This window comes from Bradyrhizobium campsiandrae (genome assembly GCF_014529705.1).
In the GTDB taxonomy this organism is placed as follows: Bacteria; Pseudomonadota; Alphaproteobacteria; order Rhizobiales; family Xanthobacteraceae; genus Bradyrhizobium; species Bradyrhizobium campsiandrae.
This window is the reverse complement of record NZ_JAANIH010000017.1, coordinates 60,246-85,885: the sequence shown is the minus strand read 5'-3', so window position 1 is coordinate 85,885 and position 25,640 is coordinate 60,246. Positions and strand designations below refer to the sequence as shown.

The 25,640-nt window shown below is 63.8% G+C and carries 28 protein-coding genes; 16 read left to right on the top strand and 12 right to left on the bottom strand.

The window, feature by feature from the left end; translation table 11 throughout:
- Positions 1 to 22: 22 nt before the first annotated feature.
- The 3 genes from G8O24_RS15160 to G8O24_RS15150 form a co-directional block, all read right to left on the bottom strand.
- Positions 23 to 1,042: a S1C family serine protease gene (locus G8O24_RS15160; protein ID WP_188100513.1), complete on the bottom strand. Its 1,020-nt coding sequence runs from the start codon at positions 1,040 to 1,042 to the stop codon at positions 23 to 25.
- A 91-nt stretch (positions 1,043 to 1,133) separates the two neighbouring features.
- On the bottom strand, positions 1,134 to 1,583 hold the full coding sequence (locus G8O24_RS15155; RefSeq protein ID WP_188100511.1) for a hypothetical protein: 450 nt from the start codon (positions 1,581 to 1,583) through the stop codon (positions 1,134 to 1,136).
- A gap of 7 nt (positions 1,584 to 1,590) precedes the next feature.
- The gene (locus G8O24_RS15150; RefSeq protein WP_188100509.1) at positions 1,591 to 3,237 is read right to left on the bottom strand and encodes a GMC family oxidoreductase; all 1,647 of its coding nucleotides are present in this window, start codon (positions 3,235 to 3,237) and stop codon (positions 1,591 to 1,593) included.
- 151 nt (positions 3,238 to 3,388) lie between these two features.
- Between G8O24_RS15150 and G8O24_RS15145 the strand changes: the two genes are divergently transcribed.
- The gene (locus tag G8O24_RS15145) at positions 3,389 to 4,177 is read left to right on the top strand and encodes a thermonuclease family protein (protein WP_188100508.1); all 789 of its coding nucleotides are present in this window, start codon (positions 3,389 to 3,391) and stop codon (positions 4,175 to 4,177) included.
- 217 nt (positions 4,178 to 4,394) lie between these two features.
- Here the strand turns inward: G8O24_RS15145 and cyoD are convergent, their stop codons facing one another.
- Genes cyoD through G8O24_RS15125 form a run of 4 tightly spaced genes read right to left on the bottom strand, consistent with a single transcriptional unit; the run spans position 4,395 to position 8,239 of the window.
- A complete protein-coding gene (gene cyoD, locus G8O24_RS15140; RefSeq protein WP_188100507.1) occupies positions 4,395 to 4,778 on the bottom strand; it encodes a cytochrome o ubiquinol oxidase subunit IV in 384 nt (127 codons plus the stop codon).
- Complete coding sequence (locus G8O24_RS15135; protein ID WP_188100505.1) at positions 4,775 to 5,416, bottom strand: cytochrome (ubi)quinol oxidase subunit III; 642 nt, start codon at positions 5,414 to 5,416, stop codon at positions 4,775 to 4,777. Before G8O24_RS15135 ends, cyoD begins: the two co-directional genes overlap by 4 nt.
- Positions 5,416 to 7,416 (bottom strand): cytochrome o ubiquinol oxidase subunit I, encoded by a 2,001-nt coding sequence (cyoB, locus tag G8O24_RS15130; protein ID WP_188100503.1) that lies wholly within the window; start codon positions 7,414 to 7,416, stop codon positions 5,416 to 5,418. The genes G8O24_RS15135 and cyoB overlap by 1 nt, the downstream gene beginning before the upstream one ends.
- Positions 7,406 to 8,239 (bottom strand): cytochrome ubiquinol oxidase subunit II family protein, encoded by an 834-nt coding sequence (locus G8O24_RS15125; RefSeq protein WP_188100502.1) that lies wholly within the window; start codon positions 8,237 to 8,239, stop codon positions 7,406 to 7,408. Before G8O24_RS15125 ends, cyoB begins: the two co-directional genes overlap by 11 nt.
- Positions 8,240 to 8,642: 403 nt before the next feature.
- Between G8O24_RS15125 and G8O24_RS15120 the strand changes: the two genes are divergently transcribed.
- Positions 8,643 to 9,197: a carboxymuconolactone decarboxylase family protein gene (locus G8O24_RS15120; RefSeq protein WP_188100500.1), complete on the top strand. Its 555-nt coding sequence runs from the start codon at positions 8,643 to 8,645 to the stop codon at positions 9,195 to 9,197.
- Between the two features lies 1 nt (position 9,198).
- Positions 9,199 to 9,999, top strand: a complete 801-nt coding sequence (locus G8O24_RS15115) for an SDR family NAD(P)-dependent oxidoreductase (RefSeq protein WP_188100499.1) — start codon at positions 9,199 to 9,201, stop codon at positions 9,997 to 9,999.
- 45 nt (positions 10,000 to 10,044) lie between these two features.
- Here G8O24_RS15115 and G8O24_RS15110 read toward each other — a convergent pair whose 3' ends face one another.
- The gene (locus G8O24_RS15110; protein WP_188100602.1) at positions 10,045 to 11,352 is read right to left on the bottom strand and encodes a PQQ-dependent sugar dehydrogenase; all 1,308 of its coding nucleotides are present in this window, start codon (positions 11,350 to 11,352) and stop codon (positions 10,045 to 10,047) included.
- A gap of 204 nt (positions 11,353 to 11,556) precedes the next feature.
- Between G8O24_RS15110 and G8O24_RS15105 the strand changes: the two genes are divergently transcribed.
- The 4 genes from G8O24_RS15105 to G8O24_RS15090 all read left to right on the top strand — a co-directional run bounded on the left by G8O24_RS15105 (position 11,557) and on the right by G8O24_RS15090 (position 15,264).
- Positions 11,557 to 12,750 (top strand): urate hydroxylase PuuD, encoded by a 1,194-nt coding sequence (locus G8O24_RS15105; RefSeq protein WP_188100497.1) that lies wholly within the window; start codon positions 11,557 to 11,559, stop codon positions 12,748 to 12,750.
- Between the two features lie 147 nt (positions 12,751 to 12,897).
- Positions 12,898 to 13,755, top strand: a complete 858-nt coding sequence (locus G8O24_RS15100; protein WP_188100496.1) for a VOC family protein — start codon at positions 12,898 to 12,900, stop codon at positions 13,753 to 13,755.
- 81 nt (positions 13,756 to 13,836) lie between these two features.
- A complete protein-coding gene (locus G8O24_RS15095; RefSeq protein WP_188100494.1) occupies positions 13,837 to 14,112 on the top strand; it encodes a hypothetical protein in 276 nt (91 codons plus the stop codon).
- A gap of 192 nt (positions 14,113 to 14,304) precedes the next feature.
- Positions 14,305 to 15,264 carry a lytic transglycosylase domain-containing protein gene (locus G8O24_RS15090; protein WP_188100492.1) on the top strand — a complete coding sequence of 320 codons (960 nt, stop codon included), beginning with the start codon at positions 14,305 to 14,307 and terminating at the stop codon, positions 15,262 to 15,264.
- 8 nt (positions 15,265 to 15,272) lie between these two features.
- Here the strand turns inward: G8O24_RS15090 and G8O24_RS15085 are convergent, their stop codons facing one another.
- Positions 15,273 to 16,256, bottom strand: a complete 984-nt coding sequence (locus tag G8O24_RS15085) for a Bug family tripartite tricarboxylate transporter substrate binding protein (RefSeq protein ID WP_188100490.1) — start codon at positions 16,254 to 16,256, stop codon at positions 15,273 to 15,275.
- A 436-nt stretch (positions 16,257 to 16,692) separates the two neighbouring features.
- Between G8O24_RS15085 and G8O24_RS15080 the strand changes: the two genes are divergently transcribed.
- Genes G8O24_RS15080 through G8O24_RS15070 form a run of 3 tightly spaced genes read left to right on the top strand, consistent with a single transcriptional unit; the run spans position 16,693 to position 18,014 of the window.
- Positions 16,693 to 17,289, top strand: a complete 597-nt coding sequence (locus G8O24_RS15080; protein WP_188100489.1) for a hypothetical protein — start codon at positions 16,693 to 16,695, stop codon at positions 17,287 to 17,289.
- The gene (locus G8O24_RS15075) at positions 17,286 to 17,648 is read left to right on the top strand and encodes an HGGxSTG domain-containing protein (RefSeq protein WP_244645860.1); all 363 of its coding nucleotides are present in this window, start codon (positions 17,286 to 17,288) and stop codon (positions 17,646 to 17,648) included. Before G8O24_RS15080 ends, G8O24_RS15075 begins: the two co-directional genes overlap by 4 nt.
- A 9-nt stretch (positions 17,649 to 17,657) precedes the next feature.
- Positions 17,658 to 18,014 carry a response regulator transcription factor gene (locus G8O24_RS15070; RefSeq protein WP_188100487.1) on the top strand — a complete coding sequence of 119 codons (357 nt, stop codon included), beginning with the start codon at positions 17,658 to 17,660 and terminating at the stop codon, positions 18,012 to 18,014.
- Positions 18,015 to 18,065: 51 nt separating this feature from the next.
- Here the strand turns inward: G8O24_RS15070 and G8O24_RS15065 are convergent, their stop codons facing one another.
- The gene (locus G8O24_RS15065; RefSeq protein ID WP_188100485.1) at positions 18,066 to 18,353 is read right to left on the bottom strand and encodes a hypothetical protein; all 288 of its coding nucleotides are present in this window, start codon (positions 18,351 to 18,353) and stop codon (positions 18,066 to 18,068) included.
- Between the two features lie 355 nt (positions 18,354 to 18,708).
- Here G8O24_RS15065 and G8O24_RS15060 point away from each other — a divergent pair, with 355 nt between their 5' ends.
- From G8O24_RS15060 to G8O24_RS15040, 5 genes are all read left to right on the top strand, one after another.
- A complete protein-coding gene (locus tag G8O24_RS15060; protein ID WP_188100484.1) occupies positions 18,709 to 18,975 on the top strand; it encodes a hypothetical protein in 267 nt (88 codons plus the stop codon).
- A 139-nt stretch (positions 18,976 to 19,114) separates the two neighbouring features.
- Complete coding sequence (locus G8O24_RS15055; protein ID WP_188100482.1) at positions 19,115 to 19,792, top strand: CHAT domain-containing protein; 678 nt, start codon at positions 19,115 to 19,117, stop codon at positions 19,790 to 19,792.
- A gap of 419 nt (positions 19,793 to 20,211) precedes the next feature.
- On the top strand, positions 20,212 to 20,535 hold the full coding sequence (locus tag G8O24_RS15050; protein WP_188100480.1) for a PadR family transcriptional regulator: 324 nt from the start codon (positions 20,212 to 20,214) through the stop codon (positions 20,533 to 20,535).
- On the top strand, positions 20,536 to 21,108 hold the full coding sequence (locus G8O24_RS15045; RefSeq protein ID WP_188100478.1) for a DUF1700 domain-containing protein: 573 nt from the start codon (positions 20,536 to 20,538) through the stop codon (positions 21,106 to 21,108).
- Positions 21,109 to 21,126: 18 nt separating this feature from the next.
- On the top strand, positions 21,127 to 22,044 hold the full coding sequence (locus tag G8O24_RS15040; RefSeq protein ID WP_188100476.1) for a GIN domain-containing protein: 918 nt from the start codon (positions 21,127 to 21,129) through the stop codon (positions 22,042 to 22,044).
- A 170-nt stretch (positions 22,045 to 22,214) separates the two neighbouring features.
- Here G8O24_RS15040 and G8O24_RS15035 read toward each other — a convergent pair whose 3' ends face one another.
- Entirely contained in the window at positions 22,215 to 23,183 is a 969-nt protein-coding gene (locus tag G8O24_RS15035; RefSeq protein WP_188100475.1) for an ABC transporter substrate-binding protein, read from the bottom strand.
- A 161-nt stretch (positions 23,184 to 23,344) separates the two neighbouring features.
- Positions 23,345 to 24,076: a metallophosphoesterase family protein gene (locus G8O24_RS15030; RefSeq protein ID WP_188100473.1), complete on the bottom strand. Its 732-nt coding sequence runs from the start codon at positions 24,074 to 24,076 to the stop codon at positions 23,345 to 23,347.
- A 290-nt stretch (positions 24,077 to 24,366) separates the two neighbouring features.
- Between G8O24_RS15030 and G8O24_RS15025 the strand changes: the two genes are divergently transcribed.
- Positions 24,367 to 25,614, top strand: coding sequence for an MFS transporter (locus G8O24_RS15025; protein WP_188100471.1), 1,248 nt, complete (start codon positions 24,367 to 24,369; stop codon positions 25,612 to 25,614).
- Positions 25,615 to 25,640: the final 26 nt, after the last annotated feature.

Genomic DNA, 25,640 nt, shown 5'->3' with positions numbered 1-25,640 from the left:
TACCCCGCCAGCAGGCCGGCAGCTAGCGCGCCGGCTTGCGCTCGATCGGATCGATATCGATCGCCCGCAGCCGGCCGAGCCGCAGCACGTCCATGGCGAGCCGCCGGCCAATCCGGTCACGGTCGAGCACGCGGATCAGGTCGTCGACGCCGTTGATCTCGACACCGTCCAGCCTGATCACGACGTCGCCGGGCAACAGGCCCGCCTTGGCCGCGGGGCCATCCGGCTCGGTCTGCATCAGCAGCGCGCCCATCTTGTTCTCGACGCCGGCGAGCACCGCATGGCGCCGCGGGATCGGCGCGGTCTGTCCGGCGACGCCGATGAAGGCGCGGCGGACATAGCCGTGACGAATGATCTCCGACAGCACGAATTGCGCGGTGTTGCTGGCGACCGCAAAGCAGATGCCCTGCGCGCCGTTGATGATGGCCGTGTTGATGCCGATCACCTCGGCATGCGACGACACCAGCGGCCCGCCGGAATTGCCGGGGTTGAGCGCGGCATCGGTCTGGATCACGTCCTCGATGGTGCGGCCACTGACCGAGCGGATCGAACGCCCAAGCGCGGAGACCACGCCGGCGGTGACGGTCGATTCGAAACCGAGCGGATTGCCGATCGCGATCACGAGCTGGCCGCGCCGCAACGTCTTGGAATTGCCGAGCGCGGCATAGGGCAGATCGCGCACGCCATTGGCGCGCAGCAGCGCAAGATCGGTGTCGGGGTCGACGCCGAGCACCCGGGCGTCGCCGACATGGCCCTCGACATCGCGCAGCCGGATCTCCTTGGCGGAGCCGACCACGTGGCTGTTGGTGAGCACGAGGCCATCGGGCGAGATCACGATGCCGGAGCCGAGGCCGCCGCGCTCGCGGCCGTTCGGCGTCTTCGGTCCGGTCTCTACGCGGACGACCGCGGGTCCGACGCGGTCGGTGACATCGATCACGGCATTGGAATAGGCGTCCAGGAGAGCCCGGTCATCGACCGGGGCAGACGCCGTCGTTCGCGATGACGTGACGTCATCGGCGATATCTGAGGTGAAATCCAGCATGGCTAAAGTCCTTTAGGCTCACACAGATGGTGGCCTGTTCCCTCACGCGCAAGGTGCCTGAAGGGAGCGCAAGGCTGGACTGCCCAGATGGCTAGGGCGCTCGCCGCAGCGTGCCGCCCCTTGCCTTGACGGGATCGAGCAGCGACCAGTCGCCATCCGGAAGGACATGGCCCTTGGGAAACGGCGCGCGCAGCTCGAGCCCGAGCGAGCGCAGCACGCGGTCATCGCGATAGTAGCATTGCAGCACGACCCGAACCAGCGTAGCCGCGGCCGCACCGCCGTTCTTGCGGAACTCCTGCGCAACGGCATTGCGCTTTGCGAAATCGAGCTCCGCGAGTGGCTGGCCTGCGAGCTGCGCCAGATGATCGAGCGCCGCCGTTACCATTTTGGTATCGCGGCCGAGCGTCGCAAGAATATCGGCCTGGATCGCCGGATCGTCGGCGCCGGGTACCTTGTACTCGTCGCTGGCGGGAATGATCATGGCGGCGACGGTGCGGAGGTCGTTGCGCTGGGCGCGCGTGAGCTGATTGTCTGCGGTCATGACGGCCTCAGTCGAACAGGTTGGCGAGGCGCTGCTTCATCTGGTCGGCGATGTAGAGCGCGAGGGCCTGGATGGTGGAGGTTGGGTTTACACCGCCCGAGGTGACGAAGATGCTGCCGTCGACGATGAAGAGGTTCTTGACGTCATGTGTGCGGCCCCATTCGTTGACGACGGAGCGCCTGGGATCTGTGCCCATCCGCGCGGTGCCGAGCAGGTGCCAGCCGCCCCACGGGATCGGCGAGTTGACGCAGATGTCGGTCGCTCCGGCTGCTTCCAGAACCTCGCGGCCGCGGGCGAGCGCATGCTCCATCATCTTTCGGCTGTTTTCGGAGATCGTGTAGTCGATCTTCGGCGCGGGAATGCCGTGGCTGTCCTTCAAGACAGGATCGAGCGTGACCTGGTTGTGCTCCTCCGGCAGATCCTCACAGATCGCGGAAAATCCGAGCCTGTGGCCATTGAGCTTGCGAAACACGCGGTGGTGATCCTCGCCCCACGGCAGGATACCCTTCTGCTCGCTGACGACGGCTTCGAACACCGGCCCGGCCCCGCGCACGAACTGGACGCCATAGCCGCGCACGAAGCCGCGCGAGAGGTCCGTGTCGTACCACTGCTTGCTCCACAGGCAGGTCGGCGGCGCGCGATTGGAGTCGGTCGGCTCCTTCACATAGCCGTAGATCTGCGCGTAAGGGTGAAACATCAGGTTCTTGCCGACGAGGCCGGACGAATTGGCAAGGCCGTTCGGGAAGCGGTCGGATTTCGAGTTGAGCAGCAGCCGCGGCGTGCCGATGCCGTTGCAGGCGATGATGACGACATGCGCCGGCTGGAACTGCTCGACGCCGTCCTTGTCGTAGTAGACCACGCCCGAGGCCATGCCGTTCTCATCGGTCGTGATCTCGCGCACCCGGCAATGGGTGCGCAGCTCGACACCGGCACGCACCGCATGCGGCCAATAGGTGATGTCGGTCGAGGATTTTGCGCCTTGCGCGCAGGCCGGCGTGCAATGGCCGAGATTGATGCAGCGCGCGCGGCCCTCATAATCCATGGTCGCGACCGTCGTGTCCGACGGCCACCAGTGCCAGCCCAGCTTGTTCATGGCCTTGGCGACGATGGCGCCGGACAGGCCCATCGGCTGCTGCGGCATCGGCGGATGCGTCAGCGGCGAGAGCGGATCGCCTGATAGCCCCGACGTCCCCATCATCCGGTCGTTCTCTTCGAAGAACGGCGTCAGCGCGTCGTAATCGATCGGCCAGTCGTCGGCGACACCGTCGAGCGTCTTGACCTTGAAATCGGACGGATGCAGGCGCGGCCAGTGCGCGGTGTACATCACCGTCGAGCCGCCGACCGCGTTGTAATTGACCACCTTGATCGGCGAATTGTCGTCGTTGACAGGATAGTCCTCGGGACGGCCGCGCACGTTCGGGCTCGACGACCACTCGCCGTAGAACTTGGCCTCCCAGTCCCGGCCCGTGCTTGGGTATTCCGCCGGGTTCATCCAGCCGCCCTGCTCCAGGCAGAGGATGTGCATCTTGGTCTCCGCCAGCGACCATGCCACCGCTGCGCCTGAAGCGCCCGCGCCGATGATCAGGACGTCCACGGGATCTTTCGCCAAAATATTGTCCTCCCGCCCTCGCCGTTTCGCGGACGACTCGGCCATTACGACTTGCAAACGTGAGAACGATAGGGGCAGACCGGCCGGCGAGTAAAGGCTGGCGCGCGAATGTCGCACTTCGCATAGCGCAGACCATTGGTCTGGAGACTGCCGGATGCTAGGAACGTCAGCCAGGAGCAATCGATAGCGAGAAATTATGTCTGCCAGGAATTCATTCGCCGCCACACGCGCCTTCGCGCTTGTTTTATCTCTCGCTCTGTCCGGATTCCTGGGGACTTCCAGCCCCGCCGCCGCACTGACCGCGGCTGCGACGGTGCGGGATGCCAACTCGATCCAGCTCGGCGATGTGACCTACCGACTCGACGGCGTCGATGCGCCGGAGCTCGACCAGGTCTGCATCGACGACCACGCCGATCCCTGGACCTGTGGTATCGAGGCCCGCGACCAGCTCACCAAGCTGATCGGCGGCAAACAAGTGCGCTGCGACGACGTCGGTCCCGAGAAGAGTTTTGGCAAGCGCCATCGCGCGATCTGCACGGTCGAGGGTGACAAGGTGTCGTTGAACGAGCAGCTGGTCAGGCTGGGCTTTGCAATCGCGCGTGAACCCCTCAAGGCCAACGTCAAGCCGGCCGCGGCCGAGGCCAAGACCGCCTCGGCCGGCATCTGGAAGGGTTGCTTTGTTGCACCGCAGGAATTCCGTACCGGCAAGAAGGACGGGCCCCTCCTCGGGGCGGCCTGTCGTGCCGACCGGGACAAGGAGATTCGCACGGTGCTGTTTCCGGAGGAGCTGACCGCGCCGCCGAGCTGCGCCATCAAGGGCAAGCTTGCGGTGCGCGCGCGGGTCACCGGCAATATCGGCATCTATCACCTGAGAGGATGCCCGAGCTACGCCGCGACCACCAAGCCGGACCGCTGGTTCTGCTCGGAGGACGACGCCCAGGCCTCGGGCTTCCGCAAGGCCTATAATTGCCGCCGGCCAAAGTGAACAATTGGTTCACGCAGCCGTGAGTAGTATCCGGAGACAGTATTGATCCGGAATTGAACTCTGAGGGGAGTTGCTGCACTTATATGTGTACGCAAGCGCTTCGCGCGAGCGTTTCCTTGGCGGCAATCCGGCTTCGGTCCGATTGCTTTGCTCGGGCGTTTCCTCCCTAGACTTGGGCCGCTTGTGACAAACAAGCGGCTCTTCTTTTTGGACCGTCCTACATCGGCTTCGGCATGATCTGGTCCATCGGCGGCATGTTCGCATTCAGATGTGCCATGATCCAGACAGTTCCGCCGACCACCAGGAAGACGACCAAAAGCCCGAATGCCAGCGCCAGCACGTTGTTGGTGTTGTCCGGCCCAGTGGTGATGTGAAGGAAGAAGACGAGGTGCACGCCCATTTGCGCGATCGCGAGCACGATCAGCGCGACGGGGATCGAGGGCTGCCAAACCAGATCCGTGCCGGCAATGAAGAACGAGGTTGCCGTGAGCAACAACGCAAGGACAAGTCCGACGACATAGCCGAGGATGCGTGTGCCGACATCATGTTGCTCCTCATCGCCCGGGGCGAGATCATGTCCGATGTGCGCTTGATCACTCATGAGCCGCCTCCAAGCAGATAGACAACGGAAAACACTCCGACCCAGATGATGTCGAGTGCATGCCAGAACAGCGCAAAGCACATCATCCGGCGGAGGACGTCGGCCCGAAAGCCCTTGGCGAAGACCTGGGCCATCATGGTCAGCAGCCAGAGCACGCCGGCCGACACGTGCAGGCCGTGACATCCGACCAGCGAGAAGAAGGCGGTCAGAAAGGCGCTGCGCGACGGGCCATAGCCGCGGGCGACGAGATCGGCGAACTCCCGGAATTCGATGGCGAGGAAAATCAGCCCGAGCACGCAGGTGACGGCCATACCGAGATAGAACCAGAACCGGTTGCGGACGTCGGCTGCGATGCTGGCCATGCCGCAGGTGAAGCTCGATAGCAGCAGGCAAACCGTCTCGATCGCGACATTTCGCTGCTCGAAGATCTCCGAGCCTTTGGGACCGCCGGCGGTTTGACTGACCAGCACGGCGTAAGCCGCAAAGAAGCAGGAGAACATCACGATGTCGGAGAGCAGGAACACCCAGAAGCCATAGGCGGTGACGATCCGCTTCGGAGCAGGCCCAGGATGCTCGACGACGAGCCCGATATGATGGGGATCGGCATGCGCGTCGCCGACGGCCGCGGTCATCGACATCAGACCGCTCCTGCCATGCTGACGAGGCTGCGCCGTTCCTCGAGATTGACGCGATCGATCGCCGCGACTTCGGCGGCTGGAATGACGTATTCGTCATGGTCGCGCCAGGCGAACACGACGAAGGTCGCGAACGCGCCGATGCCGCCCAAAATCACCATCCACCAGATGTGCCAGATCAGCGCGAAGCCCATGATGGTGGCGAAGAACGCGCAGACGAAGCCGGTCGGCGAATTCCGGGGCATCTCGATGTCATGATATTCGGGCTCTTCGTGCTCGAGCGATTGCTGCCGGGCACGGACCTTCATGTTCCAATAGACGTCCTCGCCACGGACATCGGGGTCGAAGGCGAAGTTGAACACCGGCGGCGGCGACGAGGTCGCCCATTCCAGCGAACGACCATCCCAGGGATCGCCGGTTCGATCCCGCAGGGCCTCGCGATTGCGAATGCTGACCACGAGCTGCATGATCTGACAGATGACGCCGATCGACAGCATGGCCATCCCGACCGCGGCCACGATCATCCATGGCCGCCACTCCGCGACGTCGTAGTGCTGCATCCGTCGCGTCATCCCGAGCATGCCGGCGACATAGAGCGGCACGAAAGTGACGTAGAAGCCGGTGAAGGTGAACCAGAACGCGAGCTTGCCCCAACGCTCGTCGAGGCGAAAGCCGAATGCTTTCGGGAACCAGTATTCGAAGCCGGCGAAGGCGCCGAACAGCACGCCGCCGATGATGACGTTATGGAAGTGAGCGACCAGGAACATGCTGTTGTGGAGCATGAAATCGGCTGGCGGCACCGCGACCAGCACGCCGGTCAAGCCGCCAATGATGAAGGTGACCATGAAGCCGACCGCCCACAACATCGGCGTCGCGAAGCGGATACGCCCGCCATACATCGTGAACAGCCAGTTGTAGATCTTCACCCCGGTCGGCACCGCGATGATCATGCTGGCGATGCCGAAGATGGCGTTGACGTCGGGACCGGCACCCATCGTGAAGAAATGGTGCAGCCAGACCATGAAGGAGATGACGCAGATCGCCATGGTCGCAAGCACCATGGAGCGGTAGCCGAACAGCGCCTTGCCGGAGAAGGTCGAGACCACCTCGGAAAAGATGCCGAACGCGGGCAGCACGAGGATGTAGACCTCGGGATGCCCCCAGGCCCAGATCAAATTCATGAACATCATGACGTTGCCGCCGGCCTCGTTGGTGAAGAAGTGGAAGCCGAGATAACGGTCGAGCAGCAGCATCGCGAGGGTCGCGGTGAGGATCGGGAATGCCGCGACAATCAGAAGGTTCGATGCCAAGGTGGTCCAGCAGAACATCGGCATGCGCAGATAGTTCATACCCCTGGTGCGCAGCTTCAGCACGGTCGTGACGAGATTGATCCCGGCCACCAGCGTGCCGACGCCGGAGATCTGCAGCGACCAAGCGTAATAGTCGACGCCGACCCCGGGCGAATAAGACAATTCCGACAGTGGCGGAAAGGCGAGCCAGCCGGTGCGCGCGAACTCACCGATCACCAGTGACAGATTGACCAGCAGCGCACCGGTCGCGGTGAGCCAGAAGCCGACCGAATTGAGCGTCGGAAAAGCCACGTCGCGCACGCCGAGCTGAAGCGGCACGACCAGATTCATCAGCCCGATCACGAACGGCATCGCCACGAAGAAGATCATGATGGTGCCATGCGCCGAGAAGATCTGGTTGTAATGCTCCGGAGGCAGATAGCCCTGCGACTGATAGGCGATCGCCTGCTGGATCCGCATCATGATGGCATCGCTGCCACCGCGCAGCAGCATTACCGAGGCCAGCAGGATGTACATGACGCCGATGCGCTTGTGGTCGACGCTGGTGATCCATTCGTTCCAGAGATAGGGCAGATGCCCTTTCACGACCACCCAGATCAGCACCGCGAGGATCGCGACCAGCACGACGGCGCCGGCAATGAGCGGAATGGGCTGATCGAACGGAATGGCCGACCAGTCGAGCTTACCGAGCATCATGGCCTCCAATGTGGGCGCGGCCGGCATCGGAGATCAGCTCCGGCCCCGGTCCCGGCGGAATGTGCTGCGTGGCGATCAGGTCGAACAGGCGCGGATCTTCGAGCCGATAAGTCGGCCTGCCCTTCTCAACACCCTGCTGCATCAGCTTCTTGTAGCTGTCCTCGTTCAGCACAGCGCCGGCCTTCGCGGTGGTCGCGACCCAGTCCGGAAATGACAGCGGCGAGACCACATTGACGTCGAACATCATGTCTGGAAAGCCGTCGCCGGAGAAATGCGCCGACAGGCCCTGCAGCTTGCCCTCATTGTCGGCGCGCAGGTTCAGCTTCGTCACCATGCCGTTCATGGTGTAGATCATGCTGCCGAGCTGCGGGATGAAGAACACGTTCATCACGCTGGACGATGTCAGCTGGAGATTCAGCTCGGCGCCGGCTGGCACCGTCAGTGAATTGACGGTGGCGATGCGCTGGTCCGGATAGATGAACAGCCATTTCCAGTCGAGCGAAACGGCCTGAATGCGCACGGGGCTGCCGGTGCCCGGTACGGGCGCTGCGGGATCGAGCTGGTGCGAGCCGATCCAGGCGACGCCGCCGAGCAGGATGACGGTCAGCGCGGGGATCGCCCACACCACCATCTCGACGCGGCCGGAATAGACGAAGTGGGGCTGGAAGCGCGCTTTCGGATTGGACGCGCGAAACCAGAACGCAAAAGCGAGGATCGCGACAATGGTCGGCACCACGATCGCCAACATGATGAAGACGGAATCGACCAAAATCGTGCTGTTGGCCGCAGCCACGGGCCCTTGCGGATCGAGCAGATTCATCGGCAAGCCACTGGTGGTTGGGAGTCCCCGGACACGGAGCCTAGCGCGGGAAAGGCTCCGCGGGAAACGCGATCACGTGAAGTCGGTTCCTCCAGAGGCGCGCCGGCGCTAGTGCAATCTCGCCCCGCGGCATGCAATTCCGTGCGATGTCAATGAGATCGGCGCGGAACGGCCGACCTTCTCACGCTCGGGGCCCATTGCTAACTTGCACGAAAATATCGGGATGGAACGAGATGCAGGGCTCTGAGGACGATGCCGGTCTCGGCGGCAGGGTGGCACCGATCGGTGGCGCTGCCGCCCGCGCTGCAGCAATTCTGCTCGCCCGCGCCGGTGGTGGACGACGGCGGCATAACGTTGCAAACATCCGGACGCGCGTCACAAGAACACTGGAGGAAACACAGAAATGGCCCGCCTGCCCTATCTCGAGGCCGATCAGGTCGCGCCCGAATATCGCGACATGCTCAAGCGTAACACCAATTTGCACAAGCTCTTGGTCAACTCGCCGGAGATGGCGCGCGCCTTCAACGGCGTCGGCGGCTACATCCGCTTCACGAGCAAGCTCGATCCGCGGCTGCGTGAGCTTGCCATTCTCCAGGTCGGCTGGATGGAGAAGTCGGAATACGAATTCACCCATCACGTGAAGATCGGCAAGGAGTTCGGCGTCACCGACGAAGACATTGCCGGCCTGATGGCGGAGACCGAGGGCAAGCCGTCGACGCTGGAGCCGCTCGCCAAGGCCATCCTCAAAGGCGCCCGCGAGATGGTGCGCGATCTTGCGATGTCGGACGCGACTTTCGCCGAGATCAAGACCCATCTTTCCGACGAGCACATGGTCGATCTCGTGCTCACCATCGCCTTCTACTGTGGCGTGGTGCGCGTGCTCGCGACCATGAAGATCGACAACGAGCCCACTTACAAAGAGGTACTGCAGCAGTACCCGATCCCGGGAGTGAAGTGACATGCGCTTGAAGGACAAGATTGCGATCGTGGTCGGCGCCGGCCAGAGCCCCGGCGAGGGCATGGGCAACGGCCGCGCCACCGCACTCACTTTTGCCCGGGAGGGTGCCAAGGTACTCTGCGCCGATCATCACCTGGAATCGGCGCAGGAGACCGTCGCGATGATCGCCGAGAAGGGCGGCGTCGCTATAGCCTTCAAGGCGGACGTCACCAAATCTGGCGACATCAAGGCGATGGTCGCCGACACGACATCGCGCTGGGGCCGTATCGACATATTGCACAACAATGTCGGCGTCAGCCTCGCCGGCGGCGACGCCGAGCTGCTGCAAATCACCGAGGAGGCGATCGATCGCGTCGTCGCCATCAACCTGAAGAGCTGCATTCTCGCGGCCAAGGAAGTCATCCCGATCATGCGCGCGCAGCGAAGCGGCGCCATCGTCAACATCTCCTCGATGGCGGCGATCACCACTTATCCTTACGTCGCCTACAAGGCGACGAAGTCGGCGATGATCGCGTTCACCGAGCAGCTCGCCTACCAGAACGCCGAATACGGCGTCCGCGCCAACGTCATCCTGCCCGGCCTGATGAACACGCCGATGGCCGTCGATACCCGCGCCCGCGAATGGCACAAGACCCGCGCCGAAGTCGAAGCCGAGCGCGACAGCAAGGTGCCGCTGCGCAAGAAGATGGGGACGGGCTGGGACGTCGCGAATGCCGCGCTGTTTCTGGCGTCTGATGAAGCGAATTTCATCACGGGCGTCACGCTGCCGGTCGACGGCGGGGCGAGCGTAAGAAGGGGCTAGGTCGTTGTCTCCCTTGTCTTGCTTGCGGGAAAGGCAAAATCTGCGTCAGTGCGTCACCCGCCAGATCGTGCCGCCGGTATCTTCGGAGATCAGCAGCGCCCCGTCCTTGGCCACGGCGATCCCGACCGGCCGTCCCCACACCTGGGTGTCGTTCACCACAAAGCCGGTGACGAAATCCTCGTACGCGCCGGTCGGCTTGCCGTCCTTCATGCGGATGCGGATCACCTTGTAGCCGGTGCGCTTCGACCGGTTCCAGGAGCCATGCTCGGCCGCGAAGGCGTCGCCCTGATATTCAGAGGGAAACTGCGTGCCCTGGTAGAAGGCCATGCCGAGCGAGGCCGAGTGCGGCTGCACCAGCACGTCCGGCACGGTCACCTTGTCCTTGAGGTCCGGCCGTGCGCCGGCGTGACGCGGATCTTCGTTGCTGCCGATATAGAACCACGGCCAGCCGTAGAAGGCGCCTTCCTTCACGCTGGTGACATAGTCGGGGACGAGATCGTCGCCGAGCCCGTCGCGCTCGTTGGTCGAGCACCAGGGCAGGCCGGTCTGCGGCTGGATCGCGAGGCCGACGCAGTTGCGGATGCCGGTGGCATAGAGCTTGCGATCCCGGCCATCGGGATCGAAGGAGAGCACCGCCGCACGTTCGGCCTCATAGCCCCAGGACGCTCCGACCGCCTGCGTGCGCGCCCAGGCCTCGAGCCCGCCGGGTGGATTCCCCATGCCTTCACCGACATTGCTGGCGGAGCCGACCGACACCAGCATGCGCTTGCCGTCAGGGGTGAACACGATGTCGCGGGTGGAATGTCCGAACCCTTGCGCCAGATTCGCCACCACGATTTCCGGCTTGCCCGATGCCTTCAGATCGCCGGTGTGATATCGGAAGCGAACGACATTGCCGGCATTGGCGACATAGACCCATTGCGGATTGTCGCCGTTCGGAAAGAAGGCGATGCCGAAAGGACGGGTGAGCCCGCTGGCAAAGACCTCGTTGCTCGCAACCTTGGCGCCGCCCTCGCCGAGGCGGAGCACGCGAATGCGGCCGGGTCCGGTCTCCGCAACGAAAATATCTCCATTCGGCGCGACGCGCAGCACGCGGGGGTCGGACAGGCCCTCCATCAACAACTCGATCTTAAATCCCTCGGGCACCTGCGGGGTCGCGCCTCCGCGTGCGGTGAGGCGCGTCGGATTGGAGACCGAGGGCGAGGCACCCGGTTTAACCAGATCCTGCGGGCGGATCAGTCTGACGGTGCCGGGCTTGTCGGCCTGCCAGCTGCCATAGGCATCCTTGCCTTGCAGCACGGACTCGGCGTGCGCGCCGACGCTGGCGGCCAATAGCCATGCGGGCACCGTCATGCAGCAAACACGAGATGTCACGTCGCCTTCCTCCCGGATTTCATCTGCCAAATCCCACATCAGCTCATGCCCGCACGATGTGCATTTGGTCTGCCCCATCGTACTGGAAAACGGTGCGGAACGGTGCAACACATTGTAGGGGCGCGACCACCGGTTGCGATCATCAAAGCTGCGGCATCGGCGTCGCGATCGATTGGGGTGATCATGTGGGGATCAATCGTATCGGAGTGGGCGAGCCTGCTGCTGCGCTGGCTGCACGTGGTGGCCGCGATCGCCTGGATCGGTAGCTCGTTCTATTTCATCGCCCTCGACCTCAGCCTCAAACCCAAGGGCGATTTGCCTGACGGCGTCCAGGGCGAGGCGTGGCAGGTCCATGGCGGCGGCTTCTACCGGATCATGAAATATCTGGTGGCTCCCAGCCATATGCCGGACGAGCTGACCTGGTTCAAATGGGAGGCGTACACCACGTGGCTGTCCGGCTTCGCGCTCATGGTGGTGGTCTACTATCTCGACGCCGATCTGTTCCTGATCGATAAATCGATCCTCGACCTGACGCCGGTCCAGGCGGGATTGTTCAGCTTCTGCAGCCTCGCGCTGGCCTGGCTGCTTTACGAGGTCGCCTGTCGCACCGGGCTGGCGCAGCGCGAGCTGCCTTTCGCCATCGGCGGCTATCTATTCCTGGTGGCACTCACCTATGCCTTCACCCATGTGCTGAGCGGCCGCGGCGCCTTCAATCAGATCGCCGCGATCATCGGCACCATCATGGTCGCCAACGTCTTTGCGGTGATCATCCCGAACCAGAAGAAGATCGTCGCAAGCCTGATCGCGGGCCAGACCCCCGACCCGAAGCTCGGCAAGACCAGCAAGGAGCGCTCGGTCCACAACAACTATCTGACGCTGCCGGTCGTCGTGCTGATGATCAGCAACCACTATCCCCTACTCTATGCCACGCGCTTCAACTGGATCATCGTCGCGATCGTGCTGGCGCTCGGGCCGGTCATCAGGCACTTCTTCAACGAGGGCCATGCCGGGCGCAAATCGCCATGGTGGGTGTGGGGCGTCGCCGCCGCTGGTGCGATTGCAATTCTCTTCCTCTCCGCGGCCGGTCCGCGCGAAGTGAAGACGGGCGCCGTGTCGGCTCCGGTCACGCTCGCCAATGTCGAGGAGATCGTGATGTCCCGGTGCAGCATGTGCCACGCGGCCGAACCGGTCTGGGCCGGCATCGTGACCGCGCCGAAGGGGATTTTGCTCGACGCGCCCGAGCACATCCACCGCAACATCCGCCTGATCGGCCGAGTCGCGGCCTGGTCCAACGCGATGCCGCCGGGCAACGTCACCGAAATGACCGGCGAGGAGCGCGCCATCCTCGCGGCCTATGTCGGCGCGCAGGATCACTGACGCCGGAACGTGTCCCTGCGCCATGTCGCGGAATGAAATTCCAGATCCTCCACTGAATTGAAAATGACTTGATCGCCCATCCGGCGTAGACAGGGCGAGCGGCCACTCGAGCCGTCCAAAGTCATTCTGCATTCCGGGAAAATCACAGTGGCCCTCAAGAACGTCATCGGTATCGACCACGCCGTGGTCATGGTGAAGAACCTCGACAGCGCCGCCGAAAACTATCGAAAGCTCGGCTTCACCCTTTCGCCGCGCGGCACCCACAGCGCGCATATGGGCACCGGCAACTACACCATCATGTTCGATCCCGATTACATGGAGCTGCTCGGCGTGCTGGTGCCGACCGAGCACAACGCGCCGGCGCGCGCCTTTGTCGAGCGGCAGGGCGAAGGCATCGAGCGCATCGCCTTCACCGCGATCGATAGCGCAGCCGGTGCCGAGGAGATCCGCGCGCGCGGCCTCACGCCGATCGGCCCGACCGATTTCGAGCGGCCGGTGACCCTGCCCGATGGCACGGTCGCGGCCGCCAAATTCCGCACCTTCATGTGGCCCACCGCGGAGGCGCCCGGCGGCGTTCGCATCTTCGCCTGCCAGCACAAGACCCGCGAGACGGTGTGGATCCCCGAGCTGATGAAGCACGCCAATGCGGCGAAGCGGATCAGCCAGGTGCTGATCGCAGCGCCCGAGCCGGCGACGGAAGCGGCGCATCTGGCACGGCTGATCGACCGCGAAACCACGGCAGAGCCCGACGGCGCGGTGACGGTGACCTCAGGCGGCGACCGTGCCGACTTCGTCTATCTGACGCTCGACCAGCTCGGCAAACGCTATCCCGGCGTGCCGCTCGCAGGCTTGTCGAGCCGCGGCGGCGCGGCGCTGGTGCTCGTCAGCGGCGATCTCGCGGCAACCGAGAAGGCCCTCGGCTCCGCCGGCATCCGCAGCAACGCTGCGATCGTCGTGCCTCCGTCCAAGGCGAACGGCACCCTGCTCGCCTTCATTGCCGGCTGATTTGAACCAAATCTTTAACGCGCGTTTACCGGGCCTGCCCTAGGATTTTCCCCTAAGTCCAAGCCGCCCGGGACCACGCGCATGTTCAAAGAGGGATCGCCGATCGCTTACGACGCGCCGGCCGAATTGAAGAAGTGGCCGTCGCTGAAGGGCGAGCGGCAGAAGGACAGAGGTCCGCCCTATCTCGTCTACAACGGCACGCTCGCCGATTGCGTCCGCGAGCTCATGGGCAAGCCGCTCAAGGGCATCTCGCTCTACGACATCATGACGAAGCCGCAGGCAGCCTTCGAGCAGTCCGTGCTGTCACCCGGCGATGCCGCCGAGATCGCGATGCGCAAGGATTTTCCCAAGGCGTAGGCGCCGCGCCGCCGCTCGCGGGTCGCCCGCCCCCGTAGTTCCGCGGGACCGGCGGCGCATGTTCTCCTCTTGGACTCCCGTACTAACACCTGCCGGCTGACGGAATCGCAGCTTCGCCGCAATTACGGTTAAGAAGTCCTTGTCACCGGCGCACCGCCGGTCGTTCCCCCACAGTTCGAGGACTTTTACGAGATGCGATTTCTCGTCGCGGCTTGCGCTGCGTTCCTGATTCTGATGTGCGACGTCGGCACGCCGCCGACCTGGCAAGTCTCCAATTTCGACAACGAAGCGCCCAAAGCCGATCGCGCGCCCTCTTTGGTTCCCCTGGTCGAACTCTTCCTCACAAGCGTGCAGGCGATCGAGCTTGCCAATGCGCGCGCGTCCTACGAGGAGACGATCGAGCCTGAGGTGGCGGTCGAAACGATCGTGCGGGCTCCCCCTTCGCCGACCGAACAATTCTGCCGCGCTCTGAAGGAAGCGGCCGAAGAGAGCGGCATTCCGGTGCCGTTCTTCGCCCGCCTGCTCTGGCAGGAGAGCCGCTTCCGTTCCAACGAGGTCAGCCAGGCCGGCGCCCAGGGTGTTGCGCAATTCATGCCGGAGACGGCGGCCGAAGTCGGGCTGGACGATCCCTTCGATCCGATGAAGGCGCTGCCCGCCTCGGCAAAGTTCCTGCGCAAGCTCCGCGACGATTTCGGCAATCTCGGCCTCGCCGCGGCCGCCTACAACGCCGGCCCCGGTCGCATCCAGAAATGGCTCGCCCGCGAGAGCGAGCTGCCGCGCGAGACGCGCGACTATGTCCGCATCATCACCGGCACCAAGGCCGAGGACTGGACCGAGCGCGCGGACGCGCTGGCGATCCGGATCGACCTGCCGCGCGAGGCGCCGTGCGAAGGCGTCGGCAGCCTGTCCAAGACCAGGGACGTCGCCTGGGTGCCCGTGAGCCTCGCGCCGTCGACCGCCACGATCATCCGCAAGGCCGAGCAACTCGCGGCGCGGCTCGCGGCCAACCGCGGCCGCAAGCACCTCGTGTCCCTGCTGCACAGGAACACAGCCAGCCACGGCAAGGCGCGCGGCATGATCGCGGCCCGCGCCGCAAAGGGCGCGAAGTCACGCGCCATCCGCCTCGCGGCGCGCGAGCGGGCGTCGGGCTAGACATCGCCCTACTCCGCCTTGATGTTCGCGGCCGCGACGACCTCGGCAAGCTCACGGGTCTCCTTCGCGATCTTCGCGGCATAGTCGGCCGGGCTGAGCACGCTCACCACGCCCTGCGAGCCGAGCCGTTCCGCGACCGCCGGATCGTTGGCGGCCGCGACGATCTCCCGGTGCAGCGTCTCCAGGATCGGCGCAGGCACAGCCTTCGGCATGAAGAAGCCGACCCAGAACGACAGATCGAAGCCGGGATAGCCGGCCTCCGCGACGGTCGGCACGTCGGGCAGCGACGGCAGCCGCTCGGCCGAGGACACCGCGAGCGCGCGCAGCTTGCCGGCCTTCACCAGCGGCACGGCGGAGAGCGGATCGAACACCGCGAGCACCTCCTGCGCGAGGATCCCGACTTCGGATGCAGCACCGCCCCGATACGGCACGTGGATCATCTTGATGCCGGCGCGCTGGCTGAGCAGCTCCATGGCAAGATGCGCAAGGTTGCCATTGCCGCCCGAGCCGTAGGCGAGCGCGCCGGGGGCGGCCTTCGCGGCGGCGACGAGATCGGCGAGGGTCTTGATGTCGGCGGTCCCTGGATTCTCCGGATTGACCACTAGCACGAGCGGGGCCGAGACGACGGTGGTCAGCGGCGCGAAGTCGCTGACCGGGTCGTAGCGGATCTCCTTGAACAGCGTCTTGTTCAGCGTGATGGTGGAGGAGTTGCAGGCGAGCATGGTGTAGCCGTCGGCCTCCGCATGCGCGACGCCCTCGGCGGCGATCATGCCGTTGGCGCCGGCGCGGTTCTCGACCACGAAGGGCTGCCCGAGCTTGGCGCCCAGCCGGTCGCCGACGATGCGCGCGACCACGTCGACCGGCCCGCCCGCGCTGAAGCCGACCATGATCTTGACCGGCCGCACCGGAAATTTCTGGGCGAGGGCCCCTGTCGAGACCGCGCAGGTGCAGAGCGCGGCGATGAGCGCCAGCAGGCGGGCCGTTGGTTGCATTGGTTCTCTCCCCAGACCTCAGGCCGCCGATGCTTGTTGTTGGTGCGGCGCGTTCGCCGGTCATGAATAGCGGTCACGGCGATTTTCGCAATCGCGTTTGCTTTGGGCATTCCGCCGTGCGGCAGGTGCGCGCGGCTATCCAGGCAAAATGACGAAAACAACCCCATGCACAGTACCCGGCGATGTCAGACGCGAGGATCGGTGCGGAGCAACTTACGGAATTTCAGAAAATTCGTTGACCCGTCGGGCAAAACAGGAGCATGATGCCATCATCGCGATCTCAGCCACTGCCCACGTCACGCCCGGTAAGGGACGGTGGGCATGGCCGCGCGAGAAACTCGCCATCGACATCCAACATTTCAACCGCCGCTCGGCAGGCGGGGGATCGGCTTTCCTTGCCGCACACCCCCGCGCCCGCGCCGGCAAAGGATATCCCATGACCACATCCCTGGTACATAACGACACGACCGCCGTCACGGCAGCCGATCGCGCTCCGATCATCGCAAGCCCGAAGGTCAAGCTCCGCCGCAGGCGCGTGGTGATCGATCACCCCGATACGCGCAGCGGCGAAAGGCTGCTGGCCGAGGCGCTCGGCGCCGTCGACCGCGACGCGCTGCATGGCCTCCTGGGCCAGCTGGCGAGAGCCAGCGTGGTCGCGCGCAAGCCCGACCAGGGCAATCTCTCCTTCATGGTCTCGATGCTCAAGAGCATCACGCCGAAGGATTCGCTCGAGGCCATGCTGGCGACGCAGATGGTGAGCATCCACGTCGCTTCGATGCGCTGCGCCTGCCGCCTCGCCTGCACCGACGATGTGACGCAGCAGGAGAGCCTGACGCGCACCCTCACCCGTCTGGCCCGCACCTATGCCGGCATGATGGAGGCCCTGAACCGCCATCGCAGCAATGGCGCCTGCGCGATCACGGTGCAGAACCTCTCGGTGCAGGACGGCGGCAGGGCCGTCGTCGGTCATGTCACGCAGCACGCGGCCCTGATCGCCGCGCAGCCCGCGCCGGCGGACGCCGTCACCGCATGAGCCACCCCCGCAACACCGGCGCGATGCGGGCAAGCCCGCGTTGCGGCGCGCGAACGCGCAACGGCGAAACCTGCCGCGCCCCGGCCCTGCGTGGCAAGGCGCGCTGCCGCATGCACGGCGGCGCATGGGGATCGGGCGCGCCATTTGGAAACGGCAATGCCTTCAAGCATGGTTATTTCACCGGCGAGGCGATCGAGGAACGGCAGTTCGTGCGCGCCGTGCTTGAAGAAGCTGAGGATCTGCTGCGCAGGCTGCCCGCGGCTGCGGAAGCCATCCGCAGCCCTCACGAGCGCGAGACCGAATACCGTGCGCCGGGAACGGATTCCTCCCCTTCGCACTTAGCAATTGACAACAAGTGAGGTGCAATCGTGCCCCAGTCAAAGTCGATCCGGCCGACCGCGCTCGTCGTCGAGGACGACGACATCCAGCGCGAGATGCTCGCGCTGCTGCTCGAACAGCGCAATTTCGAGGTGCTGCAATGTGAGGATGCCGAGACCGCCGCCTTGGCGCTGAAGGCACGGCACCCGTCGCTGATCGTGACCGACATCAACCTGGCCGGCACCATGGATGGCGTGGATCTCGCTCACCTCGCGCGGCAGCAGAACGCCGACGCGCGGATCATCGTGATCTCGGGTCGTCCCCTGCCGCGGCCGCTGCCGGCCGGCGCAAAGTTCTTCAACAAGCCGGTCTACCCGACGGCGCTGCTGGCGGAAGCCGGGCAATAGTCTCGTTCGCGGCCCCCGTGGCTTGCGAGAGCGGCCGTGCACGCGCGCGTTTCAATCCGATGGTGCCTTCGCCGAAACCGACTGGGTCGTCCGGGCACCCTCACCGCTATCGGGATCAAGCGCTGCGGCATCTCCGGCCAGCACCACGACAATGACCGATACGTCATTAGGGTGCACATCCTGGCTAAGCACTCCACATCTCGCTAAGCGCGCGTGTGTTTGTTGAATGTGCCGGTCTGTGCAAAACCGGATTTTTTCTTTCGTGTTGCAGAGCAGCAACAAAACTGAAAATGCCTGACATTTCAAAGTAATCACCATTAGTTGCAACTGAATGATCACTCTCTCCGGAACTTGACCCGAAATTACGAATTTGTTAACTGCATCGAAAGATACTCGCAAATTGAGGCTAGGCGGAGTATAAAACGAGGTCTATTTTTGGTTGCATGGCCGACTTGTCAGTAGAATTGGGATACTGCTACGGTTCCGTTGTTCTTGTTGACGGGATTGCTTGTAACCAATGTCCGATGACCAGCCGGCAACTACCTCCGAAGAAAGACCCCTTGGTAACCTGCGCCGGGATGAAAATCCGGGCGACATTATTCTAGAGCCTGACGTGTGGGTTGAGGATGTTCGAGTGGTAGAAGAGTAGGACGTGTTTTCGAACTGGACCGCCCACATTTGCAGGAGAAGTTGAATGCCGAGACTTCAAATCGACGTTGCAGAGCAGAAGCTCAGAGCGATTGAATTGCTTATGGAAGAATGCGGTTTTTCAACGAAGAAGGATCTGTTCAACAATGCTTTGACCCTCTTTCAGTGGGCCGTAAACGAGCGAAAGCGCGGAAATACGATTGCCGCCATCGACAATTCATCGAAGAACTACCGCGAGCTTCATATGCCTTCACTGGACGACGTAAGGGTCGTCGCGACAATGGGCGGCAGGGCTAAATCCTCGGGCAAGTAGACGAATGCCTCGGGGGCCGGCAAAGAGGGCGCGAAAGACCAAGCGACCTCAAAAGGCGAAGCACCCATCACGCAAGAAGCACCCATCACGCAAGATGGCTCTACCGCCACCCGCAGCTCCAATACATCTGACCATTCAGTTGTTCGTCGAAAAGGTTGTTGCGCCTCCCCGGGCAACAGGGCAGGGACCGACGCCCCCTAAACTCAAGGTCCTGTTCTTGTCCGCTAATCCTAGCGGAACAGCTTCCCTTGATCTGAGCGAAGAGGCGCGAGAGATTCAAGAGAAGATCTCGAAGAGCGCGCATCGCGACTCTATCGAGTTCATCACGGCGTTGGCGGCCCGTCCAGATGATTTACTTCAAGCGCTGAACCAGCACAGGCCTCACGTCGTACATTTCAGTGGCCATGGCAACTCCACCGAGGAGTTAAAGTTTCTTGATAAGCATGGTGAACCTAAGCTCGTCAGCAAGAGGGCGCTGGTCCAGCTTTTCCGCACGCTAAAACGCAACATTCGTCTCGTTGTTCTGAATGCATGCTCCACTCTAGGGCAAGCCGAGGCGATCACCGGCCCTGGCCCTATCGAATGCGCAATCGGGATGACGCGGGATATCGGCGACCACGCGGCGATCGTATTTGCCTCCTCCTTCTATCGCGCGATCGGATTCGGCGAGTCTATTGAGCAGGCCTATGAACAGGGAAAGGCTGCACTCTTACTCGAAGGGATTGAGGAAGCAGATACGCCTGTACTCCTGTGCAAAAAGGGCGTCACCCCCGCAAAGATCATGTTGATCGATCCTGAAGACAGGAAGCTCCTCTAAATATATTCGATCCAACCAAGGGGCAGCCAAGATGAGACAGATTGCCAATCAGTGCGAGAGCTCGACTGTCGACGCTACTCGGATCGAACTTTAAGTTGGGGAGAGGGTGTGTCCATAACGGGACAATCCCCAAGAGGAAAGAACCCTCACCCGCCCCGCGCGGGACGATGCTTCGCGTCGCCCGGCTCTCGGCCTCTCCCGCAAGCGGGAAAACCGAACCCGCCGACAATCCCTGGGAAATCCATCAGCGATGCCCACTCGTCTTCCGCATACGATAGCCGCAGCATTCTTTCCCTAAAGCAAACGTGATGGCGCCGGCCGTGCCTACAATCACCGGCTGCCGTCTTTCGCGAATGTGTACCTTGCAATAAAAGGTACCTTGCAATATACTCTCTGGCACGGCCCACCGCGCAGTTGCCATGACCGAACAGATCCAAGTCCAGCTCAAGAAGGGTGCACTCGAACTGTGCGTGCTGGCGCTGCTGGCGCGCGGCGAAAGCTACGCCTATGAAATTGCCAGTGCGCTCGCGGCCGGCGTCGGCATGGGAGAAGGAACGATCTACCCCCTGATGCGACGGATGCAGGACGACAGGCTCGTCGAAACACGCCTCGCCGAATCGAACAGCGGCCCGCCTCGCAAATACTATCGTCTTACCGCCACCGGCCGTGCTGCCTATGCAGCGCAGAAGCGCGAGTGGCGGGCGTTCACAGATGCCGTCAACCAGTTGCTGGGAGAGCGCTGAATGAACCGCGTCGCCTTCTTGACCATTCTCAATGACGGGCTCGCCGGACTTCCAGCGCGGGAGATCGACGACATCCTCGCCGACTACATGTCCTATTTCGACGAAGCCGAGGCATCCGGGCGAAGCGAGACCGATGTAGCAGCCGCGCTCGGTGACCCCAGGCGACTAGCGCGCGAACTGCGCGCCGAGACCGGGCTGCGGCACTGGGAAAATCACCGCAGTCCGGGCAACTCCGCCGCCGCTCTGCTCGCGCTCGGAGGGCTGGCCACGGTCGATGTTCTGTTCCTCCTGCCGCTGTTGTTCACTGTCGGCCTCATCATGCTGGTGATCGGCCTCGTCGTCTTCGCGCTCGGCATCGCCGGAATCGGATTGCTGGTGAGCCTCGTGAAGATCGGGCACTTTGCCTCGATCGCCGCGATGCTGCTCCGCGCGGTGGCCGGCATCGGGCTGATCGCCGGCAGCGCCGGAATTGGCGCACTCCTGCTGCTGGCGCTCGACGGCGCAGTGAAGATGCTCGGGAATTACGCCCGGCTGCACTACCGGCTGCTCAAACCGGAACAAGACCCGACTTAACAAGATAGGAGGAGAGTCATGCGCGGACGTCTATTGGGGATCGCAATGGTGTCGCTGAGCATTGCCGCGGCATGCGCGGTCATCACGATTCTGGCCTCGGCAACGGAATGGATCGACGGTGACCACCGATCCTGGGCCGGAACGTTGCGAACCTGTGCTTCGGCGAAAGCGACCGGTTCTGGCGAGCGTCGCACCGTCGATCTCGAATGGACCGGGAGCGATGCCGTCAAGATCAGAATTCCGGCGCAGGTGCGCTATCAGCCTGGACCCAAGCCGCAGGCCAGCGTCAGCGGGGATGCTGACCTGGTCAGCCATGTGCGCCTGCACGACGGCACGCTGGAATGGGACACGGTGGAATGGGACCACCTGGTTGACTGCTTTCCCGCGAGCGATCTCGTGGTCCAGCTCTCCGGCCCTGCAGTCACGGCGTGGACGCTGAACGGCTCGGGCGAACTCAGCCTCTCCGACATCAAGCAGGATGAGCTGCGCGTCACCGCGCACGGCAGCAGCGTCGTGACGGCAAGCGGGGAAGCGAAGGAGTTGTGGTTCGATGCCTCCGGTTCCGGCCGAGCCGATTTCGGCCGGCTTGTCGCGCAAAAGACCAACGTGAATTTGTCGGGCAGCACGAAGCTCAAGCTCGCCGATCTCAAGCAGGACGCGCTGCGCATCGTCATGCACGGCAGCAGCGTCGTGACCGCCAGCGGAACGGCCCATGAGGTGTCGCTCGAATCTGCCGGCTCCGGCCGCGCCGATCTCGGCGGGCTGGTCACCGAACAAGCCAGCGTGAAAATCCACGGCAGCGGCGACGTCGACCTCGCGCCGCGCCAGGATGCCGATATCTCGGTCTCCGGCAGTGGTGTCGTGAAACTGCACGGTAGCGTGGCGCGGATCAATTCGCACGTGTCGGGCTCAGGCGAGATCAAGCGGGTGCCGTAGGAATGTGGATCGCACGAGAGCTTGCGCGCCCTCACCTGCTTGCTTGCGGGAAAGGGAGCCCCAGTGCCGATGCCGCCGCATCGCGCAACACATGTGATTACCCTGCGCAACAGGGGAGGCCACAGTTCGCGAGAAGCTCAATTCGAGCATAGCCTGACAGCGCAAGTGAGCTATTCGATCACTTCGTCCGCACGCGCCAGGAACGACGTAGAGAACTCGAAGCCGATCGCCCTGGCTGTCTTGAGGTTGACGACCAGATCGAACTCGGTCGGCTGCTCGACAGGCAGGTCATCGGGCCTTGCTCCTCGCAGGATCTTGTCGACATATTCGGCAGCGCGCCGGAACAGATTGGCCGTGTTGGGCCCGTAGGACATCAATCCACCGCTGTCGACGTATTCTCGAAAGCCATGCAAGGTCGGCAAGCGGCGCCTTTGAGCGAGCTGGTTGATGAGAACGCGGTTGGTGTTGACCAGGATGTTCGGGGGCACGTACATCGCCTGCACTTGAAGATCGAGCGTTCCGAACGCGGGCTCGATGTCACTTGCACGATGGATGGGGATGGTGACGGCCATGACATCGATGTTCTTGCTGATGGCATGAATGGCTTCGACGTCACGCACGGTTCCGGCATAATCGACGTAGGCCAGGATCGCAAAACGCTTGAGCGTGGGGATCGCTTCCTTCAAGAGCTCGATCCGTTTCCCCGCAAGGTCGGTGGATTGTATGGACATCCCGGTGAGATTGCCGCCCGGTCGCGCGAGACTGGACACAAGACCGGTCCCGACCGGGTCCGACATCAAGGCAACCACGATGGGAATTGTCGAGGTGGCTTTCCTGGCGGCATCCCCGCCCACCGCGACAAGAACGTTGGCACCGAGCCTGACGAACTCTGCGCCGATCTGATCGTAACGCTCTTCGCTTCCTTCGGCCCAACGATACTCGATCCTGACCGTCTTGCCGTCGATCCAGCCAAGCTCTTCCAGGCGCCGGGCGAATGCCGATGTCCAGGGGCTCCACGCGGCAGGCGTGGCCGCGCCCATGAATCCGACAACCGGCAGCCTGGTCTTTTGCTGTGCCCTGACAGCAAATGGCGAAGCCGCAATTCCGCCGACCGTCACCAGAAAGTCCCGCCGCCGCATGCACGACCCCCTCAGCCCGATGGAGGGCAATTTAGCCCAATGCCGACAGGGTGGGAACGTGCTTCGTCACGGGCAGCCTGCCTTCGGTTAAAAAGCCGATGTGCGGAGCAGCTTCCCTGCGGCGCATCCCAGGTCGCTCAAAACGCCCATATGCGATAGCCCTACACCCAGCCCGTAGCGATCGCGTTTCCCCACACCGGCATGCCCTTGTCGCGGGCGAGGGCCGCCATCGCCGTGCTGTCGTAGGGCACGTAGCGGATCGTTGCCGACCATCCGGCGCTGGTGCGCTCCAGGACGGCGTAACAGGCATGGGGCGTGCCGACCTCGACCACATAGGGAACAGGCGTCCGCCCATCGTAGCCGGGCAGTCCGACGCTGCCGGGATTGACGACCATTCGCCCGTTCCTCAGGCGGACCACGCGCGGAATGTGCGTGTGTCCGCAGAGAATGAGCTCCGCGTCGATGCCCGCGGCGCCGGCCTCGATCATCTGGAGCGGGCTGGGACCGACGCTGCCGTCAGTTGCGATCTGATCGAGCCAGAAGGCGGCGTCATCCGCAGGGCTCGCGTGGCAGAGAAACACCTGCTCGCGATAGCGCAGCGTCGGCGGCATGGCAGCCATCCAATCGAAATGCCGGCGCTGCAACTGCCGGACGTCGCTGCGGGCCGATGTCCCGGCCTGCCGGAGCTCGACGAGAATGCGATCCTGGTCGCCCCTCACCGAAGGAAAGCCGCGCTCGATCAGCAGATCCGCCGTCTTGGCGGCCTCGAGCGGGCCGCTGACGTGATCGCCGAGATTGACGACCTCGCTGATGCCGAGCTCGGCAATGTCTGCGAGCACGGCTTCGAGCGCCGGGCAGTTGCCGTGGATGTCCGCAATCGCGGCAAATTTCATCGCGCCTTCCTCCATCAGGGACGGCCGACGACATTTCCGGTGCGGGACAATGCAGGCTGAGCAGTTTCGCTTTAGCGGCATTTTGAAGAAGCGCCCGCAAGCTGAGTGTCAAATCGGCGCTATCAGGAAAACTATCACCGGCCGGGCGGCGCATGCAAGTGAGGCCCCGCGCCACGCGGCGCTGCGCCGCCACGTCGGACGGGCCATGCGATAGACCGGACCTTTCCGGCATTGGCACGCCCTCCCCAATCATGTAACCCGGCAAAAAGCCTTGCCGGGACGGGACGCTGATGAGTGCGGTTGCCAAGGATGAAGCGGGATATGGCACCCGCGCGCTGATCTTTGCGCTGGTCGCGCTCGCCTGTGGGCACATGCTCTCGACCTTGCTGCGCACCATCCCGGCGCTGAGCCTCGACCTGATGGCCGCGGATTTCGGCGTGCAGCCGCAGGCGCTGGCGAGCCTCACATCGATCTATCATTTTGCCTTTGCCGCCTCGCAGATCCCGGTCGGCGCGGCGATGGACCGCTTCGGCGTGCGGCCGGTATCGCTGAGCCTGCTGGCGGGAACCGTGGTCGGAGCGATCGCATCGGGCTCCGCGACGGGACCGGAGAGTTTTGCCTTCGGACAATTGCTGCTGGGCATCGCGACGTCGGGCATGCTGATGTGCCCGATGACGCTGGCGGCCAAGCAGCTCTCGGCGGCGCGCTTCGGGGTGTGGTCCGGCGCGATCCTGTCGATCGGCAATATCGGCATGCTGCTGTCGTCGAGCCCGCTCGCCTTCGTGGTCGACACTTACGGCTGGCGCGCCGGCTTCTGGATCGCGGCGCTCGGCGGGCTCGCCGTGGCCCTCGCGGTGTTCGCGCTGGTGCCGAACCAGCCGGCCGAGCACAAGGACGATTCCTCGGCCCTGACGCAGATGAGCGAGGTGCTCAGGCTCGGCCTGTCGCGCCCCCTGCGCGGCCTGATCGCGCTGGCCATGGTGTCGCTGGCGACCTCGCTGGTGCTGCGCGGGCTGTGGGGCGGGCCGTGGCTGATGCAGGTCAAGGGCCTGTCGCGGGTCGAGGCCGGCAACCAGCTCGGCGTTTACACGCTGGCGCTGATCGCGGGTCCGCTCTGCATGGGCATGATCGACCGCAGGATCGGCCGCCGCCGGGAGCTCGTCGCCGCCACGCACACGCTCACCGCGACGCTGGTCGCGCTGATGGCGCTGGGCGCGCCGCACTATGCGGTTGCATGGCTGTTCGGCGTGACGGTCATGCCGCCGCAATATGATCTCGTGCTGTTCGTGCTGATTGGCCTTGCGACCTCCGCCCAGCCGCTGCTGTTCGGCATGTGCCGGCAACTGGTGGACGCGCAAACGGCGGGCAAGGCATTGGCGGCGGTGAACCTCGCCTTCTTCCTCGGCACCGCCTTGATGCAGTCGATCACCGGCGCGGTCGCCGCGGTCGCGGGCCTGCCGGCGGTGCTGCTGTTCATGGCCGCGGCGCTGCTGGTGGGTGTGCTGATCTTTTTGACTTACACGTCGGCGACTTCGTAGGATGGCGGTCCGTGCATCAAGGGAAT

Excerpts from the sequence above, each read along its gene's own strand:
- G8O24_RS15160 (WP_188100513.1), bottom strand. The coding sequence starts at position 1,042 with ATGCTGGATTTCACCTCAGATATCGCCGATGACGTCACGTCATCGCGA.
- G8O24_RS15155 (WP_188100511.1), bottom strand. The coding sequence starts at position 1,583 with ATGACCGCAGACAATCAGCTCACGCGCGCCCAGCGCAACGACCTCCGC.
- G8O24_RS15150 (WP_188100509.1), bottom strand. The coding sequence starts at position 3,237 with ATGGCCGAGTCGTCCGCGAAACGGCGAGGGCGGGAGGACAATATTTTG.
- G8O24_RS15145 (WP_188100508.1), top strand. The coding sequence starts at position 3,389 with ATGTCTGCCAGGAATTCATTCGCCGCCACACGCGCCTTCGCGCTTGTT.
- cyoD (WP_188100507.1), bottom strand. The coding sequence starts at position 4,778 with ATGAGTGATCAAGCGCACATCGGACATGATCTCGCCCCGGGCGATGAG.
- G8O24_RS15135 (WP_188100505.1), bottom strand. The coding sequence starts at position 5,416 with ATGTCGATGACCGCGGCCGTCGGCGACGCGCATGCCGATCCCCATCAT.
- cyoB (WP_188100503.1), bottom strand. The coding sequence starts at position 7,416 with ATGCTCGGTAAGCTCGACTGGTCGGCCATTCCGTTCGATCAGCCCATT.
- G8O24_RS15125 (WP_188100502.1), bottom strand. The coding sequence starts at position 8,239 with ATGAATCTGCTCGATCCGCAAGGGCCCGTGGCTGCGGCCAACAGCACG.
- G8O24_RS15120 (WP_188100500.1), top strand. The coding sequence starts at position 8,643 with ATGGCCCGCCTGCCCTATCTCGAGGCCGATCAGGTCGCGCCCGAATAT.
- G8O24_RS15115 (WP_188100499.1), top strand. The coding sequence starts at position 9,199 with ATGCGCTTGAAGGACAAGATTGCGATCGTGGTCGGCGCCGGCCAGAGC.
- G8O24_RS15110 (WP_188100602.1), bottom strand. The coding sequence starts at position 11,352 with ATGACGGTGCCCGCATGGCTATTGGCCGCCAGCGTCGGCGCGCACGCC.
- G8O24_RS15105 (WP_188100497.1), top strand. The coding sequence starts at position 11,557 with ATGTGGGGATCAATCGTATCGGAGTGGGCGAGCCTGCTGCTGCGCTGG.
- G8O24_RS15095 (WP_188100494.1), top strand. The coding sequence starts at position 13,837 with ATGTTCAAAGAGGGATCGCCGATCGCTTACGACGCGCCGGCCGAATTG.
- G8O24_RS15090 (WP_188100492.1), top strand. The coding sequence starts at position 14,305 with ATGCGATTTCTCGTCGCGGCTTGCGCTGCGTTCCTGATTCTGATGTGC.
- G8O24_RS15085 (WP_188100490.1), bottom strand. The coding sequence starts at position 16,256 with ATGCAACCAACGGCCCGCCTGCTGGCGCTCATCGCCGCGCTCTGCACC.
- G8O24_RS15080 (WP_188100489.1), top strand. The coding sequence starts at position 16,693 with ATGACCACATCCCTGGTACATAACGACACGACCGCCGTCACGGCAGCC.
- G8O24_RS15075 (WP_244645860.1), top strand. The coding sequence starts at position 17,286 with ATGAGCCACCCCCGCAACACCGGCGCGATGCGGGCAAGCCCGCGTTGC.
- G8O24_RS15060 (WP_188100484.1), top strand. The coding sequence starts at position 18,709 with ATGCCGAGACTTCAAATCGACGTTGCAGAGCAGAAGCTCAGAGCGATT.
- G8O24_RS15050 (WP_188100480.1), top strand. The coding sequence starts at position 20,212 with ATGACCGAACAGATCCAAGTCCAGCTCAAGAAGGGTGCACTCGAACTG.
- G8O24_RS15045 (WP_188100478.1), top strand. The coding sequence starts at position 20,536 with ATGAACCGCGTCGCCTTCTTGACCATTCTCAATGACGGGCTCGCCGGA.
- G8O24_RS15040 (WP_188100476.1), top strand. The coding sequence starts at position 21,127 with ATGCGCGGACGTCTATTGGGGATCGCAATGGTGTCGCTGAGCATTGCC.
- G8O24_RS15035 (WP_188100475.1), bottom strand. The coding sequence starts at position 23,183 with ATGCGGCGGCGGGACTTTCTGGTGACGGTCGGCGGAATTGCGGCTTCG.
- G8O24_RS15030 (WP_188100473.1), bottom strand. The coding sequence starts at position 24,076 with ATGAAATTTGCCGCGATTGCGGACATCCACGGCAACTGCCCGGCGCTC.
- G8O24_RS15025 (WP_188100471.1), top strand. The coding sequence starts at position 24,367 with ATGAGTGCGGTTGCCAAGGATGAAGCGGGATATGGCACCCGCGCGCTG.